Below are 20526 nucleotides of genomic sequence, written 5' to 3'. Positions count from 1 at the left end.
CGGCGCCGTCTCGCTGCTGCAGGCGCTGGCCGCCGAAAGCCCGCTGCGACACATCTTGGCGGACCGGGTCTATCGGGGCCCGAAGCTGCTCGGCGCGGTCGCCGATTGCGGCCCCTGGAACATCGAGATCGTGCAGCGGCCGGCCGGCACGAAAGGCTTTCAACTGCTGCCACGACGCTGGGTCGTGGAGCGCACCTTCGCCTGGCTGGGACGCAACCGCAGGCTGGCGAAAGACTATGAGGCGACCATCGCCAGCGCCCACGCTTGGCTGATGATCGCCTGCATCAAACTCCTCGTCAGGCGCCTCAGCCAAGCCCGATGTTGAATTATGGGCCGGATTCTGAGGTGCCCGGCGAAGCCGGGCCTCGAAGGAGGGTCCAGGGGGCGCCCCCGATTGACACGACGGTGCGCCGCAGGTGGGTCCCTGACTTCGCGGGGATGACGGGAGGACCGAAGCCCAGCTATTCCATTTCCGCGTCGCGGGACGACGTCGTCGACATCGTCATCTGCGACTGCGGTGTCGGCCGGGCGTGCAGCACGGCGGCGGCGAGCCAGCGGTTGAGTGCCTTGTACTGGCTGCGCAGTGCCTCCTCGCGCAGCGCCGCGGCGCTGGGGCGCGGGGTCTTGGCTCGGCTGGACATCGTCATTTCTCCTCTACGGCCGCCGCGCTCAGGCGCAGCGGCTCCGTCGTTCCGGTTCCTCGTCCGGCTCGACGCCGCTCGGCTCGGGGCCGATCGGCAGGTCCGCCAGTTCACGCAGGCTTCGTGTCCAGAGTGTGGACTCCGGCGAATCATTCTCGTTGTCGGCGGCCGGGACCGGTTCGACCGCCCAGTCGATGATGGCCTTGAGAAGCCCTTGGATCGTCATGGTTCGTCTCCTCGGCTGACGTCGAGGCAGCATGGTCCTAAACCGATCGCAGCGGTATCGACATGATCTCGGTCACACTTTAGAAAATCTGCATGGCTGATCCCTTTAAGGTGCCGCTGAACGCATTGCGGGCTATAGAAATCGTCGCGCGCGGCGGCACGCTTTCGGCCGCTGCCGCCGAGCTCGGCGTGACGCCGGGCGCGGTCAGCCAGCACATCCGCCGCGCCGAGGCGCGACTGGGCGTCGTGCTGTTCGAGCGCACGCCGCGCGGCCTGACGCCGACGCCGGCGCTCGAGGCGGCGCTGCCGCTGCTCTCGGCCGGGTTCCGACAGGTCGCCGAAGCGGTTTCGGTGATCGAGGGCGACCGGCGCGGCATGCTGACCATCACCACGGCGCCGACCTTCGCGGCGCGCTGGCTGGTGCAGCGCCTCGGCCGTTTCACGCGCGAGAACCCGGATATCGAGATCCGTTTCGTCGCCACGGCGCAGTTGGTCGATCTGGCGCGCAGTGACGTCGACTGCGCGATCCGGCTCGGCCCGGGCGGCTGGACCGGCGTCGTGGCGGAAAAGCTGCTGCCGCAGCCCTTCTTTCCGGTCTGCGCGCCGGACTGGCGCGACGCGCTGAGGACGCCGGCCGATCTCGGTCGTGTCCCTGTCGTCATCGACGAGGGCACGATGGTCGACTGGGCGGCGTGGTTCCGCGCCGCGAACGCGCCGATGCCGAAGCTCGCCGGGCCGTCCTTCACCGATCCGATCCTGGCGCTCGAGGCGGCGCTGTCGGGGCAGGGGGTGATGCTGGCCTGGCCGATGGTGGTGCAGGACGCGCTTGACGCCGGTCGCCTGGTGCGGCCCTTCGCGGCGGAGGCGAAGACCGATCTCGCCTACTGGTTCATGACCACGGAGGCGAAAAGGAGGAGCCGCAAGGTGCGGCTCTTCCATGACTGGCTGATGCGCGAGATGGCGCTGTCGTCCGGCGGGCCGCCTCAGCCTGGGCCGGGCAGGGCGCTTTCCGCATAGGCTGCTGCGAATTCGGCGTTCGGCGGGATCGGCTTGATCACGTCGATCAGCACGCCGTTCGGATCGGCGGTGATGAAATGGCGCTGGCCGAACGCCTCGTCGCGAAGCTCCAGCAGCATGGGCAGCCCGGCCGCCTTGAGGCGCGCATGCTCGGCGTCGACGTCCTCGACCTCGAAATTGAGCAGCAGGCCCGTGGCCGTGCCGCGCCCGACCGGCGGGATCGTCTCGTGCGATCCGTCGAGGACGGCGAGATTGATGGCCGGGTCGGCCGCCGATTGCAGGTGCACGTACCAGTCGCTTTCGAACAGCGGCACGAAGCCGAAATGCGCCTGGTAGAAGGACGCCGTGCCGGCGACGTCGCGCGTCATGATGACGGGATAGTAGCTGGTGATCTTCATCGGGGTCTCCATGGCTTTGCGGGCTCCCTGAATTGACATACAGTCTGCATGTTTCTCTTCATTAACATACAGGCTGTATGTATGCAATCGTCGCGCAGCAATCAGGATCGCACCGAGAAGACCCGCGCCGCGCTGATCGCGGCGGCGCGGGCGCTGTTCGTGGAGAAGGGCTATGCCGAGACGGCGACGCCCGAGATCGTCGCGGCGGCCGGCATCACGCGCGGCGCGCTCTATCACCATTTTCGCGACAAGCGCGATCTCTTCCGCGCCGTGGCGGAAGGGGAGGCGCGACAGGTGGCAATGGAGATCGAGACCGCCGCGGCGCCCGCTGCCGATCTGCCGGTCGACGCGCTGCTGGCGGGAAGCCGCGCCTATCTCGACGCCATGGCCGCGCCCGGCCGGACCCGGCTGTTGCTGATCGAGGCGCCTTCCGTGCTCGGCCTCGCCGAGACGCGCGCGCTCGACGAGGCGCATGCGGTGCGCACCCTGCGCGAGGGACTTTCCGACGCCGGCCTGGCCGGCGCCGGGGCCGATGCGCTCGGCGACCTGGTCTCGGCCGCCTTCGATCGTGCGGCGCTGGCCATCGACGCCGGCGGCGATCGCCCCGCCTATGAAGCGGCGCTGGCGGAACTTATAAGGCGTCTGGTGGCGTGAGGCGCGGCTGGGACCGCGTCGGGCCGACTGTCAGGAAGAAGATCACATGACCGATTGGAAGGACCGGGTCCGCGAGAAGGAGCGCACGCTGCTTTCGGACAATTGGGGCCGGCTGCACAGGAACGTCTTCGACTATCGCCGCTCCGATGGCACCTGGCAGGAGCAGGTCCGCGAAACCTATGATCGCGGCGACGGCGCCACCGTGCTGCCCTACGATCCCGATCGCGGCACCATCCTGCTGATCCGGCAGTTCCGCTATCCGGCCTTTGTCCGCGGCCATGCGGAGCCGCTGATCGAAGCCTGCGCCGGACTGCTCGACGCCGACGACCCCGTCACCTGCATCAAGAAGGAGGCGGAGGAGGAACTGGGCGTCACGCTCGAGGCGCCGCGCCGCGTCATGGTCTCGTTCATGTCGCCGGGCAGCGTCGTCGAGCAGGTGCACTTCTTCGTCGCGCGCTACAGCCCCGGCGACCGCACCGGCGACGGCGGCGGTCACGAGCACGAGGGCGAGGATATCGAGGTGCTGGAACTTCCCTTCGACGAGGCGCTCGCCATGATCGACGACGGCCGCATTTGCGACGCCAAGACGATCATGCTGATCCAGCACGCCGCGCTGAAGGGGCTGCTCAGGGCGTGAGCGCCGCCTTCTGGCCTCGCGCTCTGGCCCGTCATGCGACGCGCGAGTCTGACACCGCCGCTGGTGTCGCCCCTTGCCTCTCCCTCAGGGAGAGGTCGAAGCGAAGCTCCGGGTGAGGGTTTAGGGAACCATCCGGAGAGGCCGTAAACCCTCACCCGCCGCACTCCGTGCGTCGACCTCTCCCTCAGGGAGAGGTGAAAGGAGAACGTTCCAACGTATCGGCCTTCATTCAAGGCTTGCCGGCGGCGTCATAGCTCCGGCGGGAGGCGCGGATTGCGTCGTGATGCGAACTCGCCCAGCGCGTCAGCACGGCCATCGGCTCGGCCAGCGAATGGCCGAGTTCGGTCAGCCTGTATTCCACTTGCGGCGGTGTCGTCGGGAAGACGGTGCGCTGGACCAGGCCGTCGCGCTCTAGGTTGCGCAGGGTCACGGTCAGCATGCGCTGCGAGATGCCGTCGACGGCCCGCTTCAGCGCGTTGAAGCGCATCGCCCCGCCGGTCAGCTGCAGCACGACGAGATAGCTCCACGCGTCGCCGAGACGGTCGAGCACGTTGCGGACCGGGCACTGCTCCGCCGGCAACAGGTCGATTCCAGCGAACGGACCGTTCACCGGCGCCGTACCGCTCGTGCGCGGCGGCAAGGGGCCGGTGCCCCCAAAATCAAGCTTTTCCGCTGTTTTCGGCATGTTCGGCTCCATCGGGTGGCGCCGGGGCGGTTCCCGCGCTGTGCCTAGGTACGCCACAGATGCGCTCTTCACGCATGCAGTTCAAGTGCCTAGTTCTCGTTCGTAACCGCCTCAAAGCCGAATCCGGCCGCAAGACGAGCCGGCAACGAAAAGGTTCGAGACCATGAAGATTGCAGTGATCGGCGCGACCGGTTTCGTGGGACAGGCCGTCGTCGCCGAGGCCTTGGCGCGTGGCCATCAGGTCGGCGCCATCGCCCGCCATCCGGAAAAGCTCGCAGACGCCCCGGGCCTCGCCCGCATCGCCGGCGACGTGCGCGACGCCGATGCCGTGGCGAAGCTTGTCGCGGGATATGACTATGTCGTCAGCGCCTACAACCCCGGCTGGACCAATCCCGATATCTACAAGGACTATGTGAAGGGCGCGGCGGCGATCGTCGCGGGCGCGAAGCAGGCCGGCGTGTCGCTGCTCGTCGTCGGCGGCGCCGGCAGCCTCGAGGTTTCGCCCGGCGTGCAGGCGGTCGACCTGCCGGAATTCCCGGAAGCGTGGCGCGCGGGCGCGAAGGCGGCGCGCGACGGCTTGAACGCGATCCGCAAGGAGACGGTGCTCGACTGGACCTTCCTGTCGCCGGCCGCGATCATCGAGCCGGAGGCACCGCGCACCGGCCGCTACCGGCTTGGCGCCGACAACCCCGTCGTCGACCCGGCCACCGGAACCTCGCATGTCGCGCTCGCCGACCTCGCGGTCGCGATCGTCGACGAGGTGGAGCAGCGCCGCCATGTCCGCCAGCGCTTCACCGTCGGCGTCTGACAAGAAAGAAAAGGCCGTCCGGAGCGATCCGGACGGCCTGAACTGCCTATAAGGGGCCGCCGCCCTATTCGATGACGATCGCCGGCGCCGGGCGGGCGCCGCCCTTCGCGTTTTCCCAGACCTTGGTGGCGATCGCCTTGTAGATCGCCGCATGCGGGCCGTCCGGATCGGTCGCCACGACCGGCTTGCCGGCATCCGACGTCTCGCGGATCACCATTTCGATCGGCACGGCGCCGAGGAACGGCACACCAAGCCGGGCCGCCTCGCGCTCCGCGCCGCCATGGCCGAAGATGTCGTAGCGCTTGCCCGTATCCGGGGCGATGAAATAGCTCATGTTCTCGACGATGCCGAGGACGGGCACGTCGACCTTCCTGAACATGGCGAGGCCCTTGCGCGCATCGATCAGCGCCAGGTCCTGCGGCGTCGAGACGATGACGGCGCCGGCGAGCGGCACCTGCTGCGCCATGGTGAGCTGCGCGTCGCCCGTGCCGGGCGGCATGTCGACGATGAGCACGTCGAGCGGCGCCCAGGCGACCTCGCGCAGCATCTGCGTCAGAGCCGACATCACCATCGGCCCGCGCCAGATCATCGGCGTCTCCTCCTCGACGAGGAAGCCCATCGACATCGCCTTCAGCCCATAGGCCTCCATCGGCTTCAGCGTCCGGCCCTCGATCGCCTCGGGCCGGCCGGAAAGGCCGAGCAGGCGCGGCACCGACGGGCCATAGATATCGGCGTCGAGCAGGCCGACCTTCAGCCCGTTGGCGAGAAGGCCGAGCGCCAGGTTGACCGCCGTGGTCGACTTGCCGACGCCGCCCTTGCCGGAAGCGACGGCGATGATCGCGCCGACGCCGGGAATGCCGGGCTTGGCCGACGAGCCCGGCTGCGGCGCCGGGCGCGGCGGATGGGCGGCGGGTGAGGAATGGGCGTGGGCGCGAGCCGGCGCCGGCCGGGGCGGCGGCGCCGAGGTCGCCATGCTGTTTCCCCTGCGCTCGGCGGTCAGGATGACGAGCGTGCTCTCGACGCCGTCGATCGCGTTCACGGCGGCGGCTGCCTTCGCCCGCAATGGCTCCATCTCATGCGCGCGCGCCGCGTCGACGGTGATCGAGAACATCACCTTGCCGCCATTGATCAGGATGTCGGAGACGAGCCCGAGGCCGACGATGTCGCCCGTGCCGTCCGGGCCGGCGACGGCGCGGAGGCTGGCGAGGATCCTCTCTTGGTCGAGGGCGGTCATGGCGGCGTGTCCTTCTTCTTGTGGTGGCGCCCGCCCTTAAAGCACAGCCGGCGCGCCGGCGCACCGGTTTCGCGCCGAAGCGCGGACCGGTCGCTCGCCCAGGTCCGGTTGGCCGTCGAATCCCGGCGCAAGAGGAGTGGCGCAAGACTACTGGGCCGGAAGCCGGGAGGCGGGGCCGCAAGGCTGCGCATCCGATCGCGAAGCGCCCTGCGCGGTCGGGGCGGTGCGTCACATTTCGAGCGTGGAATCAGGCGCGAATCCGGCGCTGCGAAGGCCGGGATATCAGCGCAACGGGCTGGCGCGGCGCGCGCCCCAGCAAATGCGGGGATCCTCGGCGGTCCGATCGATTGCCCCGATAGTCGAATGAAAACAAGTCTCTAGCCGGGGGCTGTCGGCTCAGTTCTTAACGAGGCCTTAACCACAGGCGTCACACGGAAGCCATGCTGTGTGGCATTTCTGTCATAGCGCCCGATCACGCTTTCGCTATGATCCAACTCACGGAATCACGAGAAGAGATTCCGGCCACATCTGCCGGCCACCCTGGGGTGGGGGTCAATAAAAAGTAGATGGGGCTGAAACGGGGATTAGGACGGACTTCATACGAGCTAGCGAGAAGGGGTGATCCGAAAGGGTCTACTCGATAGCGACGAGAAGAATGGAATACTCTCCTGGTTTTACCTTTTTGGAGGTCAGGATATGAACTTTAAGACCCTTCTCCTCGGCTCTGCGGCCGCCATGCTCGTGGCTGGCAGCGCTCAGGCGGCGGATCTCACGGTCGCCGAGCCGGTCGACTACGTGAAGGTCTGCGACGCTTTCGGCACGGGCTTCTTCTACTCCCCCGGCACCGACACCTGCATCAAGGTCGGCGGCTACGTCAAGTTCGGCACGTCGTTCGGCGACCGTTCGGACCTCTACAAGCGCAATGGCGACCCGATCCGCTTCAACGGCGCCTATCCGGACAGCAACTGGGGCAACTTCTACACGGAAGCCTCGGTCCAGCTGACGGCTTCGTCGGTCACCGAATACGGTAACCTGACCGGCTTCCTCGACTTCCGCGCTGCCACCAGCAATTCGCCGGGCAACAGCGGCCAGACGATCGATCAGTACCTGAACAACACGACGAAGTCGGCTTACGTCGACAGCGCCTACCTCGAGCTCGGTCCGCTCAAGGCTGGTTACTTCACGTCGCTGTTCGACTTCGGCCGTGGCTATAACGACACCGGCATGTTCGGTTCGGACTCGACCGTCGACCACATCCAGCTGACCTACGCCGTCAACGGCTTCGGTCTGGCGATCTCGGTCGAAGACAGCCGTGACCGTGGCCAGTTCGCCAACGGCGTCGTCAATGACCCGGACTTTGGTTTTGTCGGCTACGACCTCGAGACGGACAACGTTCCGGACGTCGTCGGTGCTGTCACCTACGCTTCGGGCATCTTCTCGGCCAAGGTCGCTGCCGCCTACACCAACCAGGCGGTTACGGCTGACTACGCCAACGGCATTCTCGATGGCGACTCCGGCTGGGCAGTCGGCGGTGGTCTCGAGATCGCTCTCGACAGCTTCTCGGCCGGCGACCGCTTCTTCGTGTCGGCTGCCTATGGCGACGACGCCAACTCGTACACCGGCATCGCCGGCGGTACCTCTGTGGCGGGCTTCGCTGGCGTCGGTCTGAACGCTGTTGCAAGCGCTCTTCCGGGTTCGAGCTGGTCGGCCCTGGCTTCGTACAAGCATGTTTGGACCCCGCAGCTGTGGTCGTCGCTCTCGGGCGGCTATGCCAGCTATGATGGCTCGGACTTCATGGACGGGACCACCCTCGACGCCTGGCGCGTTGGCTTCACCACCGCCTACACCCCGGTCAAGGGCCTCGACATCGTCGGCGACGTCTTCTACACGGACATCGACCTCACGGACGATTTCGACTCCGACAACAACGCCGACGGCAATGGCTGGACGTTCAACCTGTTCCTGAAGCGCTCCTGGTAATCCCAGGCTCGATTGAGTGACACGAGGCCCGGCGGAGAAATCCGCCGGGCCTTTTCGTTTTCAGGCATGCGCTTTTGGCTTCGGATTGGCCGCGCGGTGGCAGGTTCCTTCACCTCTCCCTGAGGGAGAGGTCGGAGCGAAGCTCCGGGTGAGGGTTTAGGGAACCATCCGGTGAGGCTGTAAACCCTCACCCGCCGGCCAGCGGCCGTCGACCTCTGCCTCAGGGAGCGGTGAAGGAAGGGTGTCCCGGAAGTTATGAGCCAGATACTCAGGAAGGCCGTCGCCCCATCGCCATGCGTGAATCTTCCCTTCGCACCCGCTAGAATGCGCCGATGGAATGGACCGATCAGGGCCTGGTGCTGGGCGTGCGCCTGCATGGCGAGACGAGTGTCGTGCTCGAGCTGATGACGCCCGCGCGCGGGCGGCATCTCGGCCTCGTGCGCGGCGGCCGGTCGCGCCGGCTTGCGCCCGTGCTGCAACCGGGCAACAGCGTCGCCGTCACTTGGCGCGCCCGGCTCGACGAACATCTCGGGCTCTTCACCGTGGAGCCGCTGGTCAGTCGGGCCGCCCGACTGATCGGCGATCCCGGCACGATCTTCGCCTTGCAGACGCTGACCGGTCATCTCCGCCTGCTGGCCGAGCGAGAGCCGCATCCGGCGCTGCATTCGGCCGTGGAATCCGTCCTCGATCTCGTCGCCGCGACCGAACATCCGCAACTCCTCGATCTAGCCGCCTTCATCGCCCGCTTCGAGCTCGTGTTGCTCGAGGAGCTCGGCTATGGCCTCGAATTGTCCGCCTGCGCCGCGACGGGCGCGCGTGACGAACTCGCCTATGTCTCGCCGAAATCCGGCCGTGCCGTCAGTCGGGCGGGAGCGGTCGGCTACGAGGATCGCCTGCTGCCGCTCGCGCCGTTCCTGACCGGCGGCCCCTCGAATGGCGGCCCGGAGGAGCTGCGCGATGCGTTCCGCCTGACCGGGCATTTTCTCGCGCGTCATGTCTATCGTCCGCGCGGCCTCGCCGAGCCGGTCGCGCGCCGCGAATTCATCGGCCAGATCGATCGTTTGGCCACACTGACGGCGTAAGGGCCGCGCGCCCATCCGGCGTGCTCCATCTTCATCGTCCCTGCGAGATGGCACTCGGTCTCCCAGATCGCGGCCGCATGGCGGAGCAGGGGAAGGTCCGGCCGCTTGCTCATTTCGTGGATCCGGTCGAGACTATCCTCGATATTGATCGAGGTTTCGATGAGCGCTCAGAACGACGTCCTGACGGTCGGCGACGTGGCGCGGCGCAGTGGCGTCGCGGTCTCGACCGTGCATTTCTACGAGGCGAAGGGCCTCATTGCTGGCTGGCGCACGGCCGGCAACCAGCGTCGCTATCATCGTGCCGTGCTGCGTCGCATCGCCATCATCCGCATCGCCCAGCGCGCCGGCATCCCGCTCGTCGCCATCCGCGAGGCGCTGGCCGACCTGCCGGATGACCACGTGCCGAACGCGCGCGACTGGCGACATTTCACGGAAACCTGGCGAGACATGCTGGAAGCGCGCATCCTCGCGCTGATGCAATTGCGCGACCAGATCTCGAGCTGCATCGGCTGCGGCTGCCTGTCGCTGGAAGAATGTCCCCTGCGCAATCCGGACGATGCGCTGGGCGCGGACGGACCGGGACCGCGCCGGCTGGTGCCGCGACCCTGATCGGGATCCGCGTCGCCGGAGCTTCCGAGGTGACCGGGGCAGGGCGCTTGACCTAAACCATGCTTTAGGTTCTATAAGCCGAGTCGGCTGGCGACATTCGATCGCCTGATGGAGTGCCGATATGAAGGAAGACCTGGAAGATCCGCGCCTGTTCGAGGCGGCGGGAACCGCGCTCGTGGTGGTGGCGCCGGCGCCGGCGGCCGCTCCGGCCGGATGGGGCGAGCTGCTCGGCGGCCGCAATGGCGTCTATGCGCTGGCGTTGGCCGGCGGCGTCACGCTGCATGCCGTCAACATCTATATCGCGACGACGGTGATGCCGACCGTGGTGGCCGAAATCGGCGGTCTCGATTTCTATGCCTGGACGACGACGCTGTTCGTCGTGGCGTCGATCCTCGGTGCCGCGCTGACGGCCCGCCTGCTGCAATCGGCCGGGCCGCGCGGCGCCTATGTGGCGGCGACGCTGATCTTCGCGGGCGGTACGCTGGTCTGCGCGTTTGCGCCCTCCATGCCGGTGATGCTGGTCGGGCGCAGCGTGCAGGGGCTCGGCGGCGGGTTTCTCTATGCGCTGGCCTATGGCCTGACGCGGCTGGTGCTGCCGGCGCGGCTCTGGGGCCGTGCCATCGGACTGGTCTCGGCGATGTTCGGCATCGCAGCGCTGATCGGTCCGGCCATCGGCGGTCTCTTTGCCGAATATGGCGCCTGGCGCGCCGCCTTCTGGTCGCTGGTGCCGGTGGCGCTGCTGTTCGCGGCGATCGCACTCGCCATGCTGCCGCGCCGCAGCCCGGATCGTGACGAGCGATCGGCGATCGCGCTGCCGCAGCTGGTGTTGCTGACGGCCGCCGTGCTGGCCGTTTCGGCCGGCAGCCTCGCGACGAGCCTGGCCTGGAATCTCGCCGGCCTCGCCGCTGCGCTCGTGTTGATCGGGCTGATCGCGCTCGTCGAGGCGCGGGCGAGCGCCCGCCTGCTGCCGGCGGGATCGTTCAGCCTGGCGACGCCGCTTGGCGCGGTCTATCTGACGATCGCCTTCCTGATGCTCGGCATGCAGCCGGAAGTCTTCGTGCCGTACCTGCTGCAGGTCCTGCATGGCCAGTCGCCGCTCTTCGCCGGCGCGCTGGCGGCGCTGATGTCGATCGGCTGGACGGCCGGGTCGCTTTCGAGCGCGCGCTGGCAGGAGGCGCATGGCGGGCGCCTGCTGGTCGCCGGGCCGCTGATGGTGCTGGTCGGCCTGGTGCTGTTCGCGCTCTTCATGCCGGTGCACGGCGCTGGCGATCTCCGCCTTCTGGCCGCGCTCTGCGTCGGGCTGGTTCTCGTCGGCTTCGGCATCGGCGTGGCGTGGCCGAGCCTGGTGACGCGGGTCTACCGCTTCGCGCCGCCGACCGAACAGGATCTCGCTACCGGCGGCATGACGACGGTGCAGCTCTTCGCCATCGCCTTCGGCACGGCCGGCGCCGGCATGGTGGCGAATTTCGCCGGCATCGTCGATCCCGGCGGCATTGCCGGCGCGTCGCGCGCGGCGCTTTGGCTCGCCGGCGTGTTCGCCGTCGCGCCGGTCCTGACGGTGCTGATGGCGGCGAGGCTCGGCCGCTTGTCGGTCACCTGAAAGCGAAACGGCCCGGCGCATCGCGCCGGGCCGTTTTCCGTCTCGACAAGGTCGAATCGCGGGCTCAGCGCGCCCAGCAGAAATCGCGAACCTTGGGCGAATAGCGGAACGGGTTCAGCGCGATGTCCTGGCGGCAGCGGTTGTAGATCGCCTGCTGGGTCCAGGGCGAGAGCGATGCCTTGAAGGCGGCGAGCGAGGCGGTATCGTCCGGCACGCTGGAAAGGTCGAAGCCAAACACCTTCCAGTCGGGGATCGGGCCGGAGTCGATGCCGCTGGTCGAGAAGTCGTTGGCGCTGACGGCTGCCGCGGGCGAGGCCGAGAACACCGCCGGGGCGGCGAGTAGCGCCAGGGCGACGAAACCGAAGGCGGTCTTGGTCAGGCTCATCTTGAAACCTCATGCGAGCGAACGGCTGGATGATGCGTATATAGACCGGATATCGTTCTCCGGTTGCAATTTTCCAATGCCATGGCTTCCGAAACGTTGCTTTCGCGCGACAATTCGTGATCGCGGGGCCGCGGCATTGTCTCCGTTCCGCCATCTGGGCCGGGTTAGACTGGCGGCCCGCGATTCGGACGCCAATAGTCGAGATCATCCTTGCGCTACGCCATTTACGCCACGCCCTCCGCTGACCATCCCCTGACCGACGCCGCGGCGCGCTGGCTCGGCCGCGACGCGTTCACCGGCGCGGATCATCCGCTGCCGGTGGTCAACGGCTTCTCCGGCGGGGCGATCGAGGCCTATCTCGCCGATCCCGCCCGCTATGGCTTCCACGGCACCCTGAAGGCGCCGTTCACCCTCGCCGAGGGCCAGACCGAGGCCGCGCTGATCGAGAGCCTCGAGGCCGTCGCGGCGACCGCCGGGCCGGTGACGGTGCCGGAGCTCGTCATCCGCCGCCTCGGGCGCTTCTTCGCGCTTGTGCCGAACGAGCGCGTCGATGCGCTTGATGCGCTCGCCGGCCGCCTCGTCGCCGATTTCGAGCCCTTCCGCGCGCCGCTGTCGGAGGCCGACATCGCGCGCCGCCGCGCCGCCGGGCTGACGCTGGACGAGGAGACCAATCTGATCCGCTGGGGCTATCCCTACGTGTTCGACGCGTTCCGCTACCACATGTCCCTGACCGGCCGCGTGCCGAAGGAGGACGCCGAGGCGATGGAGGCGGAACTGAAGCGGCATTTCGCCGAGTTCGACGGAAAGCCCTATGTGCTGGACCGGCTGGCGATTTTCGTCGAGCCGGAGCGTGGCGCGCCGTTCCTTGTCCGCCACGTGGCCATGATGCAGGGAGGCGCCGGCTGATGGGCGAGCAGATCTTCACCAATGCCCGCATCGTCCTCGACGACGAGGTGATCGAGGGCAGCCTCGCCGTGCGTGACGGGCTCATCGCGGATTTCGACAGCGGCGCGAGCCGCCATGGCGAGGATTTCGGCGGCGACCACCTGGTGCCCGGCTTCGTCGAGCTTCACACCGACCATCTCGAAAACCACTACGCGCCGCGCCCCGGCGTGCGCTGGAACGCGATCGCGGCCGTGCAGTCGCATGATGCGCAGGTCGCCGGCGCCGGCATCACCACCGTGTTCGACGCGCTGCGGGTCGGCATGGACGAGGATGCCCGCACCTCGACGGCCGAAATGCAGCAGCTCGCCGGCGCGATCGAGGTCGCCAAGCGCGAGGAGCGGCTGCGCGCCGAGCATCTGCTGCACCTGCGCTGCGAGGTCTCGGCGCCGGACGTGCTCGACGGGCTCGCCGGCTTCCTCGACGTGCTGCCGGTCCGGCTCGTTTCGCTGATGGACCATTCGCCGGGCCAGCGCCAGTTCGCCAGCCTCGACAGCTATCGCGCCTTCTACCAGGGCAAGATGGGCATGTCGGACGCGGCCTATGAAGCCTTCGCGTCGAAGCGTATCGCCCAGGCAGAGCAATATTCGGCCCGGCATCGCCGCGAGATCGTCGATCTCTGCCATCCGCGCGGGATCGCGGTTGCGAGCCACGACGACGCGACATCGGCCCATGTCGCCGAGGCGGCTGCCGATGGCGTCTCGATCGCCGAGTTCCCGACCACGATCGAGGCGGCGGCTGCGTCGCGCGACGCCGATATCCGCGTGCTGATGGGCGCGCCCAATCTCGTGCGGGGCGGTTCGCATTCCGGCAATGTCTCGGCCGTCGTGCTGGCCGAGGCTGGTCAGCTCGACATCCTGTCGTCGGACTATGTGCCGTTCAGCCTGATGGTCGCGGTGTTTGCCCTGCCAGAGCTGGTGCCGGCGATCAGCCTGCCGCAAGCGGTGCGGCTGGTGTCGCGCGCGCCGGCCGAGGCGGTCGGGCTCGAGGATCGCGGCGCGATCCGGCCGGGGCTGCGCGCCGACCTGGTGCGCGTGCGCGCCGGGGACGGGGTGCCGGTGGTGCGCAGCGTCTGGCGCGAGGGCATCCGGGTTTCCTAGGGCCTTGCGAGCGGGCCCGATACCGGTTCGCGACGAGAAAAGCGCGGCGGAACAGAGGCTTGGCGCTCTTCATTGTTTCCGTGTGGCGACAAGGGGCTCGGCTTGAGCCGGCCCGATCGCGCAGATGTGCGCGGTCGCGGACGCGGTGGCGTCCTATGCTGGCAAGTTCGGGCGGAACCGCCCGGCCAGCCAGGGAGGCCGATCATGGCCACGCATCAAACTTCACATCCGCATGCCGCGATGACCCCGACGGTGCGAAAACTCGCCGACGAGCTTCAGCCGCTGCTCGACACGCTCGCCGCCTGCATGGACCGTGGCGACGCCCGCGGGGCGGCGGCGCTCTTCGCCGAGGACAGCAATCTCATCAGCCCGTCCGGCATGATCGGAACGGGAGCCGCTGGCGTGCAGCGGGTGATCGCCGCGGATATGCAGACCATCCTGAAGGCATCGCACAGCCACTTCACCATCGACAGCGTCCGGCCGCTCGGCGACATGGCGTTCGTGGATGCGACGCACGAGATCTCCGGCGGGCAGGCCGGCGCCGCCGGCACCCTCGAGGTGCATGTCGTGCTGCTCGCGCGCAAGCAGGGTGCTGGCTGGAAGCTGGCGGAGGCGCGGCCCTATCTCTTCGTGACGCCGCCGACCAAGCATTGAACGTTGGCCGGGTCGCGGGTCGGCGCGAGACTTGGGCGCCGGCCTATTTTTCGACGTAGATCGCCGTGCGCATCATGCCGACCTCGGCCACGGCGCGGAAGAACGTCTCCGCGTTCGCCTTGTCGAGGCGGACGCAGCCATGCGAGGCGGGCCGGCCTAGATGCCGGATCTCGCTGGTCGCGTGCACGGCGATGCCGTCGTTGAAGAACACCGAATAGGGCATCGGCGCATTCTCGTATTTCGACGAATAGTGCATCTCGTCGAGGTAGTCGGGACGGAACTGGCCGGGCGGCGTCTCGAAGCCCTTGCGACCGGTCGACACCTTCCAGCTGTAGGTTTCGCGGACCCCGTTGCCCCGGTTGATCACGACGTCCATCTGCTGCCTGGCGAGGCTGATCGTGGCGCGGACGCCGGCCGGGGCGGGGAACAGCGAGCCGGCCTGGCTGGCGGCCGGCGGCGCGACGAGCGCGGCGGCGACGGCGAGGGGGGCGACGAGGCGGCCGAACAGGCGGACGGACATGGCGAGGCTTCCGGACGGCGGGCCGGCGCCGGGAAAGGCGCGGCCGGAGGATGCTGGGATCGGCGCGGCGCGGGATGGCGGCGCAGCCTGAGGCTCTTCTTAGCGCGCGGCCGGGTTGAAGTCAGTGACCTTCGTCACGGATGCCGGGGGCGCCCCTACGATTTTCTCAACGTGTGATCACGATGCGCGTGTTGGCCATGCCGCGCTGGCCGACCAGCTGGTAGAGCGTGCGGGCATGGGCCGGAGCGAGGCGGATGCAGCCATGCGAGGCGGGGCGGCCGAGCGAGCGGACATGCGGCGTGCCGTGGATCGCGTAGCCGCCGCGGAAGAAGATGGCGTTCGGCATCGGCGCCAGGTCGTATTTGCGCGAATACCACATCTTGTGCATCCGGCTCGGCCGATAGGATCCGACCGGTGTGCGATAGCCCTTCCGGGCGGTCGAGACGAGCCAGTCGTAGCGCGGCTGGCCGTCGACATAGACGATCATCTGCTGCGACGAGAGGTCGACCCGCGCGACGACCTGCGCGGCTTCGGCCGAGATCGGCGCGAGGCCGAGCATCGCCGCCAGGACAAGGGCGGCCAGGGACAGTCCGGGCACGGCGAGCGGGCGGCGCATGAGCGAGAACTCCGGAAGACGATCCATCACCCTGCCGCAAGGTTAGCAGATAATCCTGAACAACCGGTAATGCGGATCACACCCGCCCTGCCCATGCGTGGTTGCAGGGGCAGGGTTGCGGCCGGCGCAGGCATTGGAAGTCGGGTTTCGGTCGAATGGCGGGGCGAACCATGCTAGCAAGCCGCGGTCGGGTGGCCCCGGGAAGGCTCGCGCGGGCGAGAGGGGGGCGACGTCCGCCCGTCGTGTCCGGAGCCGGCCGCGGCGCCTGCCTTGAGAGGAGAGCATTCATGTCCGTCGTGGCCCAGACCCGTCGCCTGACGGCGATCGATATCGGAAGCCGCAAGGGTGGCACGCCGATCGTCTCGCTGACCGCCTATCATGCCCACACCGCCTCGATCATGGACCAGCACGTCGATTTCATGCTGGTCGGCGATTCGCTCGGCATGGTCATGCACGGCCTCGAGACCACGGTTCCCGTGACGCTCGACATGATGATCCTGCAGGGCCAGGCGGTGATGCGCGGCTCCAAGCGCGCCCTCGTCGTCGTCGACATGCCGTTCGGCTCCTACGAGGAGAGCCCGCAGGCGGCGTTCCGCTCCGCCGCGCGGATCATGAAGGAAACCGGCTGCGGCGCCATCAAGATGGAGGGCGGCGTCCACATGGCCGAGACCGTCCGCTTCCTGACCCGGCGCGGCATTCCGGTGATGGGCCATGTCGGCCTGACGCCGCAGTCGATCAACACGATGGGCGGCTTCAAGGTTCAGGGCAAGAACGACGAGAGCGCGGCCGCGGTGATGGCCGACGCCCAGGCGATCGCCGAGGCGGGCGCCTTCGCGATCGTGGTCGAGGGCGTGATCGACACGCTGGCGCGCGAGATCACGCAGAGGGTCGCCGTGCCGACGATCGGCATCGGCGCGTCGGCGGATTGCGACGGCCAGATCCTCGTCCTCGAGGACATGCTGGGCCTGTCGCCGCGCGTGCCCAAATTCGTGAAGAAGTTCGGCAATCTCGGCGCGATGATCGAGGAATCGGTCGCCGCCTATGCCGATGCGGTGAAGACGCGCGCCTTCCCGGCCCCCGAGAACACCTACACCAAGAAGGTCTAGGAGCGGCTTCGACCTCCACGAACGCGCGTCGGAACGCGGGTTTTCGCGCCTCGGCCTATCCGTGTCGGCACGATCGACGGGGGACGGAAAAGGAAGGACTTTCCGCCCTGCCGCGCGGCGTGGATAATCTCGTCCGCGCCGGCGAGCATCGATTTGCCAGCCGAGGGGCGCTTCGTTATGGTGCGCGCCGCTGACCGGAGCCGGAAAGAAAAGCATGACCGATATTTTCCACGAAGTCGAAGACGACCTTCGCCGCGAGAAGGCGAAGCGTCTTTGGGCGCGCTTCGGACCCTACGTCCTTCTGGTCGCGGTGCTGATCGTGGTCGGCGTCGGCGGCTGGCGCGGCTGGGAATATTGGCGTGAGCAGCAGGCGGCGGCCGAGGGCGACCGCTTCGTCGCGGCGCTGAAGCTCGCCAGCGAGAACAAGCATGACGAGGCGATCACGGCGCTGAACGAGATCGCCACGACCGGCGGCGGCGGCTATCCGGTGCTCGCCAGCTTCCGCGCGGCTTCCGAGCTCGCCGCCACCAAGAAGACCGACGAGGCCGTGAAGGCCTTCGATGCGATCGCCGCCAAGCCCGGCACGCCGGCGCTGCTGCAGCAGATGGCGCGCCTCCGCGCCGCGCTGCTCGTCGTCGACACCGCCGATCTCGCCCAGATGAAGAGCCGCATCGGCGATCTCGCCGAGACCGGCAATCCGTGGCGCCACAGCGCCCGCGAGCTGCTCGGCCTGACGGCCTGGCGCACCGGCGACCTGGAGGCGGCGCGCGGCTATTTCCAGTCGATCGCGGACGATCCCGAGACGCCGCAGTCGATGCAGAGCCGTACCCAGCTGATGCTGGACCTGATCCGTTCCAAGATCGGCGCGCCGGCCGCACCGGCCAAGAGCTGATCGAGCTAGAGCGGATCCTCACCGTTTCGTCGTTCCGGGGCCACGCGGGGCGTATTAGCCGGAACCTGGACGTGGCAGAATTTCGGGAAGTCGCGGACGCCGCGGCTTCCCGACGTCATTTGGGGCCGAACCTGTCATGACCTTCACCGTCGCCATCATTGGCCGTCCCAATGTCGGCAAGTCGACCCTCTTCAACCGCCTCGTCGGCCAGAAGATCGCGATCGTCGACGACACGCCGGGCGTTACGCGCGACCGCCGGCCCGGCGAGGGCCGGATCGGCGATCTCCGCTTCACGATCATCGACACCGCCGGTCTCGAAGACGCCGATCCCGAGAGCCTCGAGGGCCGCATGCGCGCCCAGACCGAGCTGGCGATCGAGGACGCCGACGTCTCGCTGTTCCTGATCGACGCCCGCGTCGGCGTCACGCCGGTCGACGAGCATTTCGCCGAGCTGCTGCGCCGCGTCGGCAAGCCGGTGGTGCTGGTCGCCAACAAGGCCGAGGGCAAGCTCGGCGAGAACGGCGTCCTGGAGGCCTACGGCCTCGGCCTCGGCGAGCCGATCGCGCTCTCCGCCGAGCACGGCGAGGGCATGGCGGATCTCTTCGCGGCGCTGCTGCCGTTCGAGCGTGACGAGGACGACCTGTTCGACGATGTCGACGACGCGCCCGTGACGCTCCGGGTCGATCCGGAGACCGGCGAGGAGGTCGAGGTTCCGCTCGACATCAAGCGTCCGATCCGTGTCGCCATCGTCGGACGGCCGAACGCCGGCAAGTCGACCCTGATCAACACCATGCTGGGCGAGGACCGCCTGTTGGTCGGCCCGGAGGCCGGCATCACGCGCGATTCGATCTCGGTCGACTGGACCTGGCGCGACCGCCAGATCAAGCTGTTCGACACGGCCGGCATGCGCAAGAAGGCGCGCGTCGAGACCAAGCTCGAGAAGCTCTCGGTCGGCGACACGCTGCGCGCCATCCGTTTCGCCGAGGTTGTCGTGCTGATGCTCGACGTCACCATCCCGTTCGAGAAGCAGGACCTGCAGATCGCCGATCTCGTCGCCCGCGAGGGCAGGGCACTGGTGATCGGCCTCAACAAGTGGGACCTGGTCGAGGATCGCCAGGCCAAGATGGCGGAGCTGCGCGAGATGGCCGAGCGCCTGCTGCCGCAGGTGCGTGGCGTGCCGCTGGTGCCGCTCTCCGGCCTCACCGGCTCCGGCATCGACAAGCTGATGGGCGACCTGCTCAAGGTCTACGAGGCCTGGAACCGGCGCATCCCGACGGCGGCGCTGAACCGCTGGCTGGCGAGCGTGCTCGAGCACCATCCGCCGCCGGCCGTGTCGGGCCGCCGCGTCAAGCTCCGCTACATGACGCAGCCCAAGGCGCGGCCGCCGACCTTCGTCGCCTTCTGCTCGCGCCCCGAGGCATTGCCGGACGCGTACACGCGCTATCTGCTGAACGGCATTCGCGAGACGTTCAAGCTGACCGCCGTGCCGCTCCGCCTGCAGCTGCGCAAGGGCGAGAACCCGTTCGAGAACAAGGCCAAGAAGCGGTAGGCCCACGACCCGACCGGGCACTCGACCGGCGGTCCAGCCGACAGATCAGGAAACGACGCCATGCGCCCGCCCATCCATGTCCTGATGACGGGCGATGATCTGCTGGAGCCGGCATCCCGGATCCTCCGGCCGATCGGCGCGACGATCGAGACGATGAGCGGCCCGATCGACCGGGCCCGCATGGTCGCGACGCTTTCGGCGCGCCGGTTCGACGCCATCCTGGTGCGGGCGAACCCGCCGCTCGACGCGGGCGTGATCGAGGCCGCGCCGGGCCTCGCTATGATCTCGAAGATGGGGGCAGGGGTCGACAGCGTCGACCTCGCCGGCGCCACGACGCGGAACATCCCGGTGATGACGGCTGGCGACGCCAATGCCGACGCGACGGCGGAGATGGCGATCGCGCTGATCCTGGCGATCCGGCGCGACGTCGTGCGCCTCGACGGTCGGCTGAAGGCGGGCATCTGGGATCGCGGCCGCTATGTCGCGACCGAGCTGCGCGGCCAGACGCTCGGCATTGTCGGGCTCGGGCGCATCGGCCGTCGGGTCGGCGAGATCGCCCGCGCGCTCGGGATGCGCGTCATCGCCTCCGGCAGGCCCGGCGCGGCGGTCTTACCCCAGGCCGGCTTCGCCATCGTGCCGTTGGAACGGCTCCTCGCCGAGAGCGATATCGTCAGCCTGCACTGCCCGATGAATACAGCCAATCGCGGCTTCTTCGATCGCGAGACCATCGCGCGGATGAAGCCGGGGGCGCTGCTCGTCAACACGGCGCGCGGCGGGCTCCTGAACGAGGCCGATGTCGCCGAGGCGCTCGCCTCGGGACGCCTCGGCGGCGCCGCGCTTGATACGCTGGCGAAGGAGCCGCCGGAACCCGGCAATCCGCTGCTCACCGCGCCGAACACGATCATCACCCCGCATATCGCCGCCGAGACGGCGGCAACGATGGAGCGCATCGCGGTGATGGGGGCGGAGAACGTGCTGAACTGGTTCACCCGGCGCGAGATCCTCGTCGACCGCTGGTCAACCGCGCGGTGCTGCCGCGTCTGCAGGGCGTCTCGATCGTCTGAGCGGACGGCGGTTCGACGGGAACCGCCTGCGCGGCATCCGTGGCGCCGTCTCCCGGCACGCACGTTCGTTGCTAAGCCCTTCGCAAAGCCCAGCCCGTCATCCTGAGGCGCCCGGCAAAGCCGGGCCT

Annotated in this window: 24 protein-coding genes; 16 read left to right on the top strand and 8 right to left on the bottom strand. The window is 68.3% G+C overall.

The features are described 5' to 3' along the window. On the top strand, window positions 1-325 hold a 325-nt coding region (locus G539_RS0104840; protein WP_029074201.1), incomplete at its 5' end, for a transposase. A 136-nt stretch (window positions 326-461) separates the two neighbouring features. Here the strand turns inward: G539_RS0104840 and G539_RS0104835 are convergent. Beyond that, the gene (locus G539_RS0104835; protein ID WP_029074200.1) at window positions 462-641 is read right to left on the bottom strand and encodes a hypothetical protein; all 180 of its coding nucleotides are present in this window, start codon (window positions 639-641) and stop codon (window positions 462-464) included. Between the two features lie 28 nt (window positions 642-669). Then, a complete protein-coding gene (locus tag G539_RS0104830; RefSeq protein ID WP_029074199.1) occupies window positions 670-867 on the bottom strand; it encodes a hypothetical protein in 198 nt (65 codons plus the stop codon). A gap of 92 nt (window positions 868-959) precedes the next feature. Here G539_RS0104830 and G539_RS23695 point away from each other — a divergent pair, with 92 nt between their 5' ends. Further along, window positions 960-1883 (top strand): LysR substrate-binding domain-containing protein, encoded by a 924-nt coding sequence (locus G539_RS23695; RefSeq protein WP_051231082.1) that lies wholly within the window; start codon window positions 960-962, stop codon window positions 1881-1883. Here G539_RS23695 and G539_RS0104820 read toward each other — a convergent pair. Further along, window positions 1850-2281 (bottom strand): VOC family protein, encoded by a 432-nt coding sequence (locus tag G539_RS0104820; RefSeq protein ID WP_029074198.1) that lies wholly within the window; start codon window positions 2279-2281, stop codon window positions 1850-1852. The two genes, G539_RS23695 and G539_RS0104820, sit on opposite strands and share 34 nt — an antisense overlap. 81 nt (window positions 2282-2362) lie before the next feature. Here G539_RS0104820 and G539_RS0104815 point away from each other — a divergent pair, with 81 nt between their 5' ends. Further along, complete coding sequence (locus tag G539_RS0104815) at window positions 2363-2935, top strand: TetR/AcrR family transcriptional regulator (RefSeq protein ID WP_029074197.1); 573 nt, start codon at window positions 2363-2365, stop codon at window positions 2933-2935. Between the two features lie 46 nt (window positions 2936-2981). Beyond that, the gene (locus tag G539_RS0104810) at window positions 2982-3572 is read left to right on the top strand and encodes an NUDIX domain-containing protein (protein ID WP_029074196.1); all 591 of its coding nucleotides are present in this window, start codon (window positions 2982-2984) and stop codon (window positions 3570-3572) included. A gap of 229 nt (window positions 3573-3801) precedes the next feature. On the opposite strand, the gene G539_RS0104805 is transcribed toward G539_RS0104810, so the two are convergent. Continuing rightward, window positions 3802-4257 carry a winged helix-turn-helix transcriptional regulator gene (locus G539_RS0104805; protein ID WP_029074195.1) on the bottom strand — a complete coding sequence of 152 codons (456 nt, stop codon included), beginning with the start codon at window positions 4255-4257 and terminating at the stop codon, window positions 3802-3804. A gap of 163 nt (window positions 4258-4420) precedes the next feature. Between G539_RS0104805 and G539_RS0104800 the strand changes: the two genes are divergently transcribed. Then, window positions 4421-5065 carry an NAD(P)-dependent oxidoreductase gene (locus G539_RS0104800; protein ID WP_029074194.1) on the top strand — a complete coding sequence of 215 codons (645 nt, stop codon included), beginning with the start codon at window positions 4421-4423 and terminating at the stop codon, window positions 5063-5065. Between the two features lie 64 nt (window positions 5066-5129). On the opposite strand, the gene G539_RS0104795 is transcribed toward G539_RS0104800, so the two are convergent. Further along, on the bottom strand, window positions 5130-6299 hold the full coding sequence (locus tag G539_RS0104795) for an Mrp/NBP35 family ATP-binding protein (protein WP_029074193.1): 1170 nt from the start codon (window positions 6297-6299) through the stop codon (window positions 5130-5132). A 696-nt stretch (window positions 6300-6995) separates the two neighbouring features. Between G539_RS0104795 and G539_RS26040 the strand changes: the two genes are divergently transcribed. The 4 genes from G539_RS26040 to G539_RS0104775 all read left to right on the top strand — a co-directional run bounded on the left by G539_RS26040 (window position 6996) and on the right by G539_RS0104775 (window position 11570). Beyond that, window positions 6996-8279 (top strand): porin, encoded by a 1284-nt coding sequence (locus tag G539_RS26040; protein ID WP_051231081.1) that lies wholly within the window; start codon window positions 6996-6998, stop codon window positions 8277-8279. Window positions 8280-8611: 332 nt separating this feature from the next. Beyond that, window positions 8612-9361 (top strand): DNA repair protein RecO, encoded by a 750-nt coding sequence (gene recO / locus G539_RS0104785; RefSeq protein WP_029074191.1) that lies wholly within the window; start codon window positions 8612-8614, stop codon window positions 9359-9361. Between the two features lie 159 nt (window positions 9362-9520). Continuing rightward, window positions 9521-9970: a redox-sensitive transcriptional activator SoxR gene (gene soxR / locus G539_RS0104780; RefSeq protein ID WP_029074190.1), complete on the top strand. Its 450-nt coding sequence runs from the start codon at window positions 9521-9523 to the stop codon at window positions 9968-9970. Between the two features lie 121 nt (window positions 9971-10091). Continuing rightward, window positions 10092-11570: an MFS transporter gene (locus G539_RS0104775; RefSeq protein ID WP_051231080.1), complete on the top strand. Its 1479-nt coding sequence runs from the start codon at window positions 10092-10094 to the stop codon at window positions 11568-11570. A 64-nt stretch (window positions 11571-11634) separates the two neighbouring features. Here G539_RS0104775 and G539_RS0104770 read toward each other — a convergent pair whose 3' ends face one another. Continuing rightward, a complete protein-coding gene (locus G539_RS0104770) occupies window positions 11635-11955 on the bottom strand; it encodes a hypothetical protein (RefSeq protein ID WP_029074188.1) in 321 nt (106 codons plus the stop codon). Window positions 11956-12165: 210 nt separating this feature from the next. On the opposite strand from G539_RS0104770, the gene G539_RS0104765 reads away from it, so the two are divergent. From G539_RS0104765 to G539_RS23685, 3 genes are all read left to right on the top strand, one after another. Continuing rightward, complete coding sequence (locus G539_RS0104765) at window positions 12166-12861, top strand: DUF1045 domain-containing protein (protein ID WP_029074187.1); 696 nt, start codon at window positions 12166-12168, stop codon at window positions 12859-12861. Further along, a complete protein-coding gene (locus tag G539_RS0104760) occupies window positions 12858-13997 on the top strand; it encodes an alpha-D-ribose 1-methylphosphonate 5-triphosphate diphosphatase (protein WP_156911799.1) in 1140 nt (379 codons plus the stop codon). The genes G539_RS0104765 and G539_RS0104760 overlap by 4 nt, the downstream gene beginning before the upstream one ends. A 204-nt stretch (window positions 13998-14201) precedes the next feature. Further along, window positions 14202-14651: a nuclear transport factor 2 family protein gene (locus G539_RS23685; RefSeq protein WP_084639817.1), complete on the top strand. Its 450-nt coding sequence runs from the start codon at window positions 14202-14204 to the stop codon at window positions 14649-14651. A 43-nt stretch (window positions 14652-14694) separates the two neighbouring features. Here the strand turns inward: G539_RS23685 and G539_RS0104750 are convergent, their stop codons facing one another. Beyond that, the gene (locus G539_RS0104750) at window positions 14695-15171 is read right to left on the bottom strand and encodes a L,D-transpeptidase (protein WP_029074185.1); all 477 of its coding nucleotides are present in this window, start codon (window positions 15169-15171) and stop codon (window positions 14695-14697) included. Window positions 15172-15337: 166 nt separating this feature from the next. After that, window positions 15338-15787: a L,D-transpeptidase gene (locus tag G539_RS0104745; RefSeq protein WP_029074184.1), complete on the bottom strand. Its 450-nt coding sequence runs from the start codon at window positions 15785-15787 to the stop codon at window positions 15338-15340. 287 nt (window positions 15788-16074) lie between these two features. On the opposite strand from G539_RS0104745, the gene panB reads away from it, so the two are divergent. The 4 genes from panB (at window position 16075) to G539_RS23680 (ending at window position 20504) form a co-directional block, all read left to right on the top strand. After that, the gene (gene panB / locus G539_RS0104740; RefSeq protein WP_029074183.1) at window positions 16075-16893 is read left to right on the top strand and encodes a 3-methyl-2-oxobutanoate hydroxymethyltransferase; all 819 of its coding nucleotides are present in this window, start codon (window positions 16075-16077) and stop codon (window positions 16891-16893) included. A 214-nt stretch (window positions 16894-17107) separates the two neighbouring features. Beyond that, on the top strand, window positions 17108-17785 hold the full coding sequence (locus G539_RS0104735; RefSeq protein ID WP_029074182.1) for a tetratricopeptide repeat protein: 678 nt from the start codon (window positions 17108-17110) through the stop codon (window positions 17783-17785). A gap of 136 nt (window positions 17786-17921) precedes the next feature. Next, window positions 17922-19334 (top strand): ribosome biogenesis GTPase Der, encoded by a 1413-nt coding sequence (der, locus tag G539_RS0104730; protein WP_029074181.1) that lies wholly within the window; start codon window positions 17922-17924, stop codon window positions 19332-19334. A gap of 60 nt (window positions 19335-19394) precedes the next feature. Continuing rightward, window positions 19395-20504 carry a hydroxyacid dehydrogenase gene (locus tag G539_RS23680; RefSeq protein WP_051231078.1) on the top strand — a complete coding sequence of 370 codons (1110 nt, stop codon included), beginning with the start codon at window positions 19395-19397 and terminating at the stop codon, window positions 20502-20504. The last annotated feature ends 22 nt before the right edge of the window (window positions 20505-20526 follow it).

The organism is Kaistia adipata DSM 17808, assembly GCF_000423225.1.
Lineage (GTDB): Bacteria > Pseudomonadota > Alphaproteobacteria > Rhizobiales > Kaistiaceae > Kaistia > Kaistia adipata.
Note: the sequence above shows the minus strand (reverse complement) of the source record. Positions and strands in the feature narration are given on the sequence as shown.

What these genes read in the sequence shown, in the direction of transcription:
- G539_RS0104835 (WP_029074200.1), bottom strand. Translation starts at nt 641, where the DNA reads ATGTCCAGCCGAGCCAAGACCCCGCGCCCCAGCGCCGCGGCGCTGCGC.
- G539_RS0104830 (WP_029074199.1), bottom strand. Translation starts at nt 867, where the DNA reads ATGACGATCCAAGGGCTTCTCAAGGCCATCATCGACTGGGCGGTCGAA.
- G539_RS23695 (WP_051231082.1), top strand. Translation starts at nt 960, where the DNA reads ATGGCTGATCCCTTTAAGGTGCCGCTGAACGCATTGCGGGCTATAGAA.
- G539_RS0104820 (WP_029074198.1), bottom strand. Translation starts at nt 2,281, where the DNA reads ATGAAGATCACCAGCTACTATCCCGTCATCATGACGCGCGACGTCGCC.
- G539_RS0104815 (WP_029074197.1), top strand. Translation starts at nt 2,363, where the DNA reads ATGCAATCGTCGCGCAGCAATCAGGATCGCACCGAGAAGACCCGCGCC.
- G539_RS0104810 (WP_029074196.1), top strand. Translation starts at nt 2,982, where the DNA reads ATGACCGATTGGAAGGACCGGGTCCGCGAGAAGGAGCGCACGCTGCTT.
- G539_RS0104805 (WP_029074195.1), bottom strand. Translation starts at nt 4,257, where the DNA reads ATGCCGAAAACAGCGGAAAAGCTTGATTTTGGGGGCACCGGCCCCTTG.
- G539_RS0104800 (WP_029074194.1), top strand. Translation starts at nt 4,421, where the DNA reads ATGAAGATTGCAGTGATCGGCGCGACCGGTTTCGTGGGACAGGCCGTC.
- G539_RS0104795 (WP_029074193.1), bottom strand. Translation starts at nt 6,299, where the DNA reads ATGACCGCCCTCGACCAAGAGAGGATCCTCGCCAGCCTCCGCGCCGTC.
- G539_RS26040 (WP_051231081.1), top strand. Translation starts at nt 6,996, where the DNA reads ATGAACTTTAAGACCCTTCTCCTCGGCTCTGCGGCCGCCATGCTCGTG.
- recO (WP_029074191.1), top strand. Translation starts at nt 8,612, where the DNA reads ATGGAATGGACCGATCAGGGCCTGGTGCTGGGCGTGCGCCTGCATGGC.
- soxR (WP_029074190.1), top strand. Translation starts at nt 9,521, where the DNA reads ATGAGCGCTCAGAACGACGTCCTGACGGTCGGCGACGTGGCGCGGCGC.
- G539_RS0104775 (WP_051231080.1), top strand. Translation starts at nt 10,092, where the DNA reads ATGAAGGAAGACCTGGAAGATCCGCGCCTGTTCGAGGCGGCGGGAACC.
- G539_RS0104770 (WP_029074188.1), bottom strand. Translation starts at nt 11,955, where the DNA reads ATGAGCCTGACCAAGACCGCCTTCGGTTTCGTCGCCCTGGCGCTACTC.
- G539_RS23685 (WP_084639817.1), top strand. Translation starts at nt 14,202, where the DNA reads ATGGCCACGCATCAAACTTCACATCCGCATGCCGCGATGACCCCGACG.
- G539_RS0104750 (WP_029074185.1), bottom strand. Translation starts at nt 15,171, where the DNA reads ATGTCCGTCCGCCTGTTCGGCCGCCTCGTCGCCCCCCTCGCCGTCGCC.
- G539_RS0104745 (WP_029074184.1), bottom strand. Translation starts at nt 15,787, where the DNA reads ATGCGCCGCCCGCTCGCCGTGCCCGGACTGTCCCTGGCCGCCCTTGTC.
- panB (WP_029074183.1), top strand. Translation starts at nt 16,075, where the DNA reads ATGTCCGTCGTGGCCCAGACCCGTCGCCTGACGGCGATCGATATCGGA.
- G539_RS0104735 (WP_029074182.1), top strand. Translation starts at nt 17,108, where the DNA reads ATGACCGATATTTTCCACGAAGTCGAAGACGACCTTCGCCGCGAGAAG.
- der (WP_029074181.1), top strand. Translation starts at nt 17,922, where the DNA reads ATGACCTTCACCGTCGCCATCATTGGCCGTCCCAATGTCGGCAAGTCG.
- G539_RS23680 (WP_051231078.1), top strand. Translation starts at nt 19,395, where the DNA reads ATGCGCCCGCCCATCCATGTCCTGATGACGGGCGATGATCTGCTGGAG.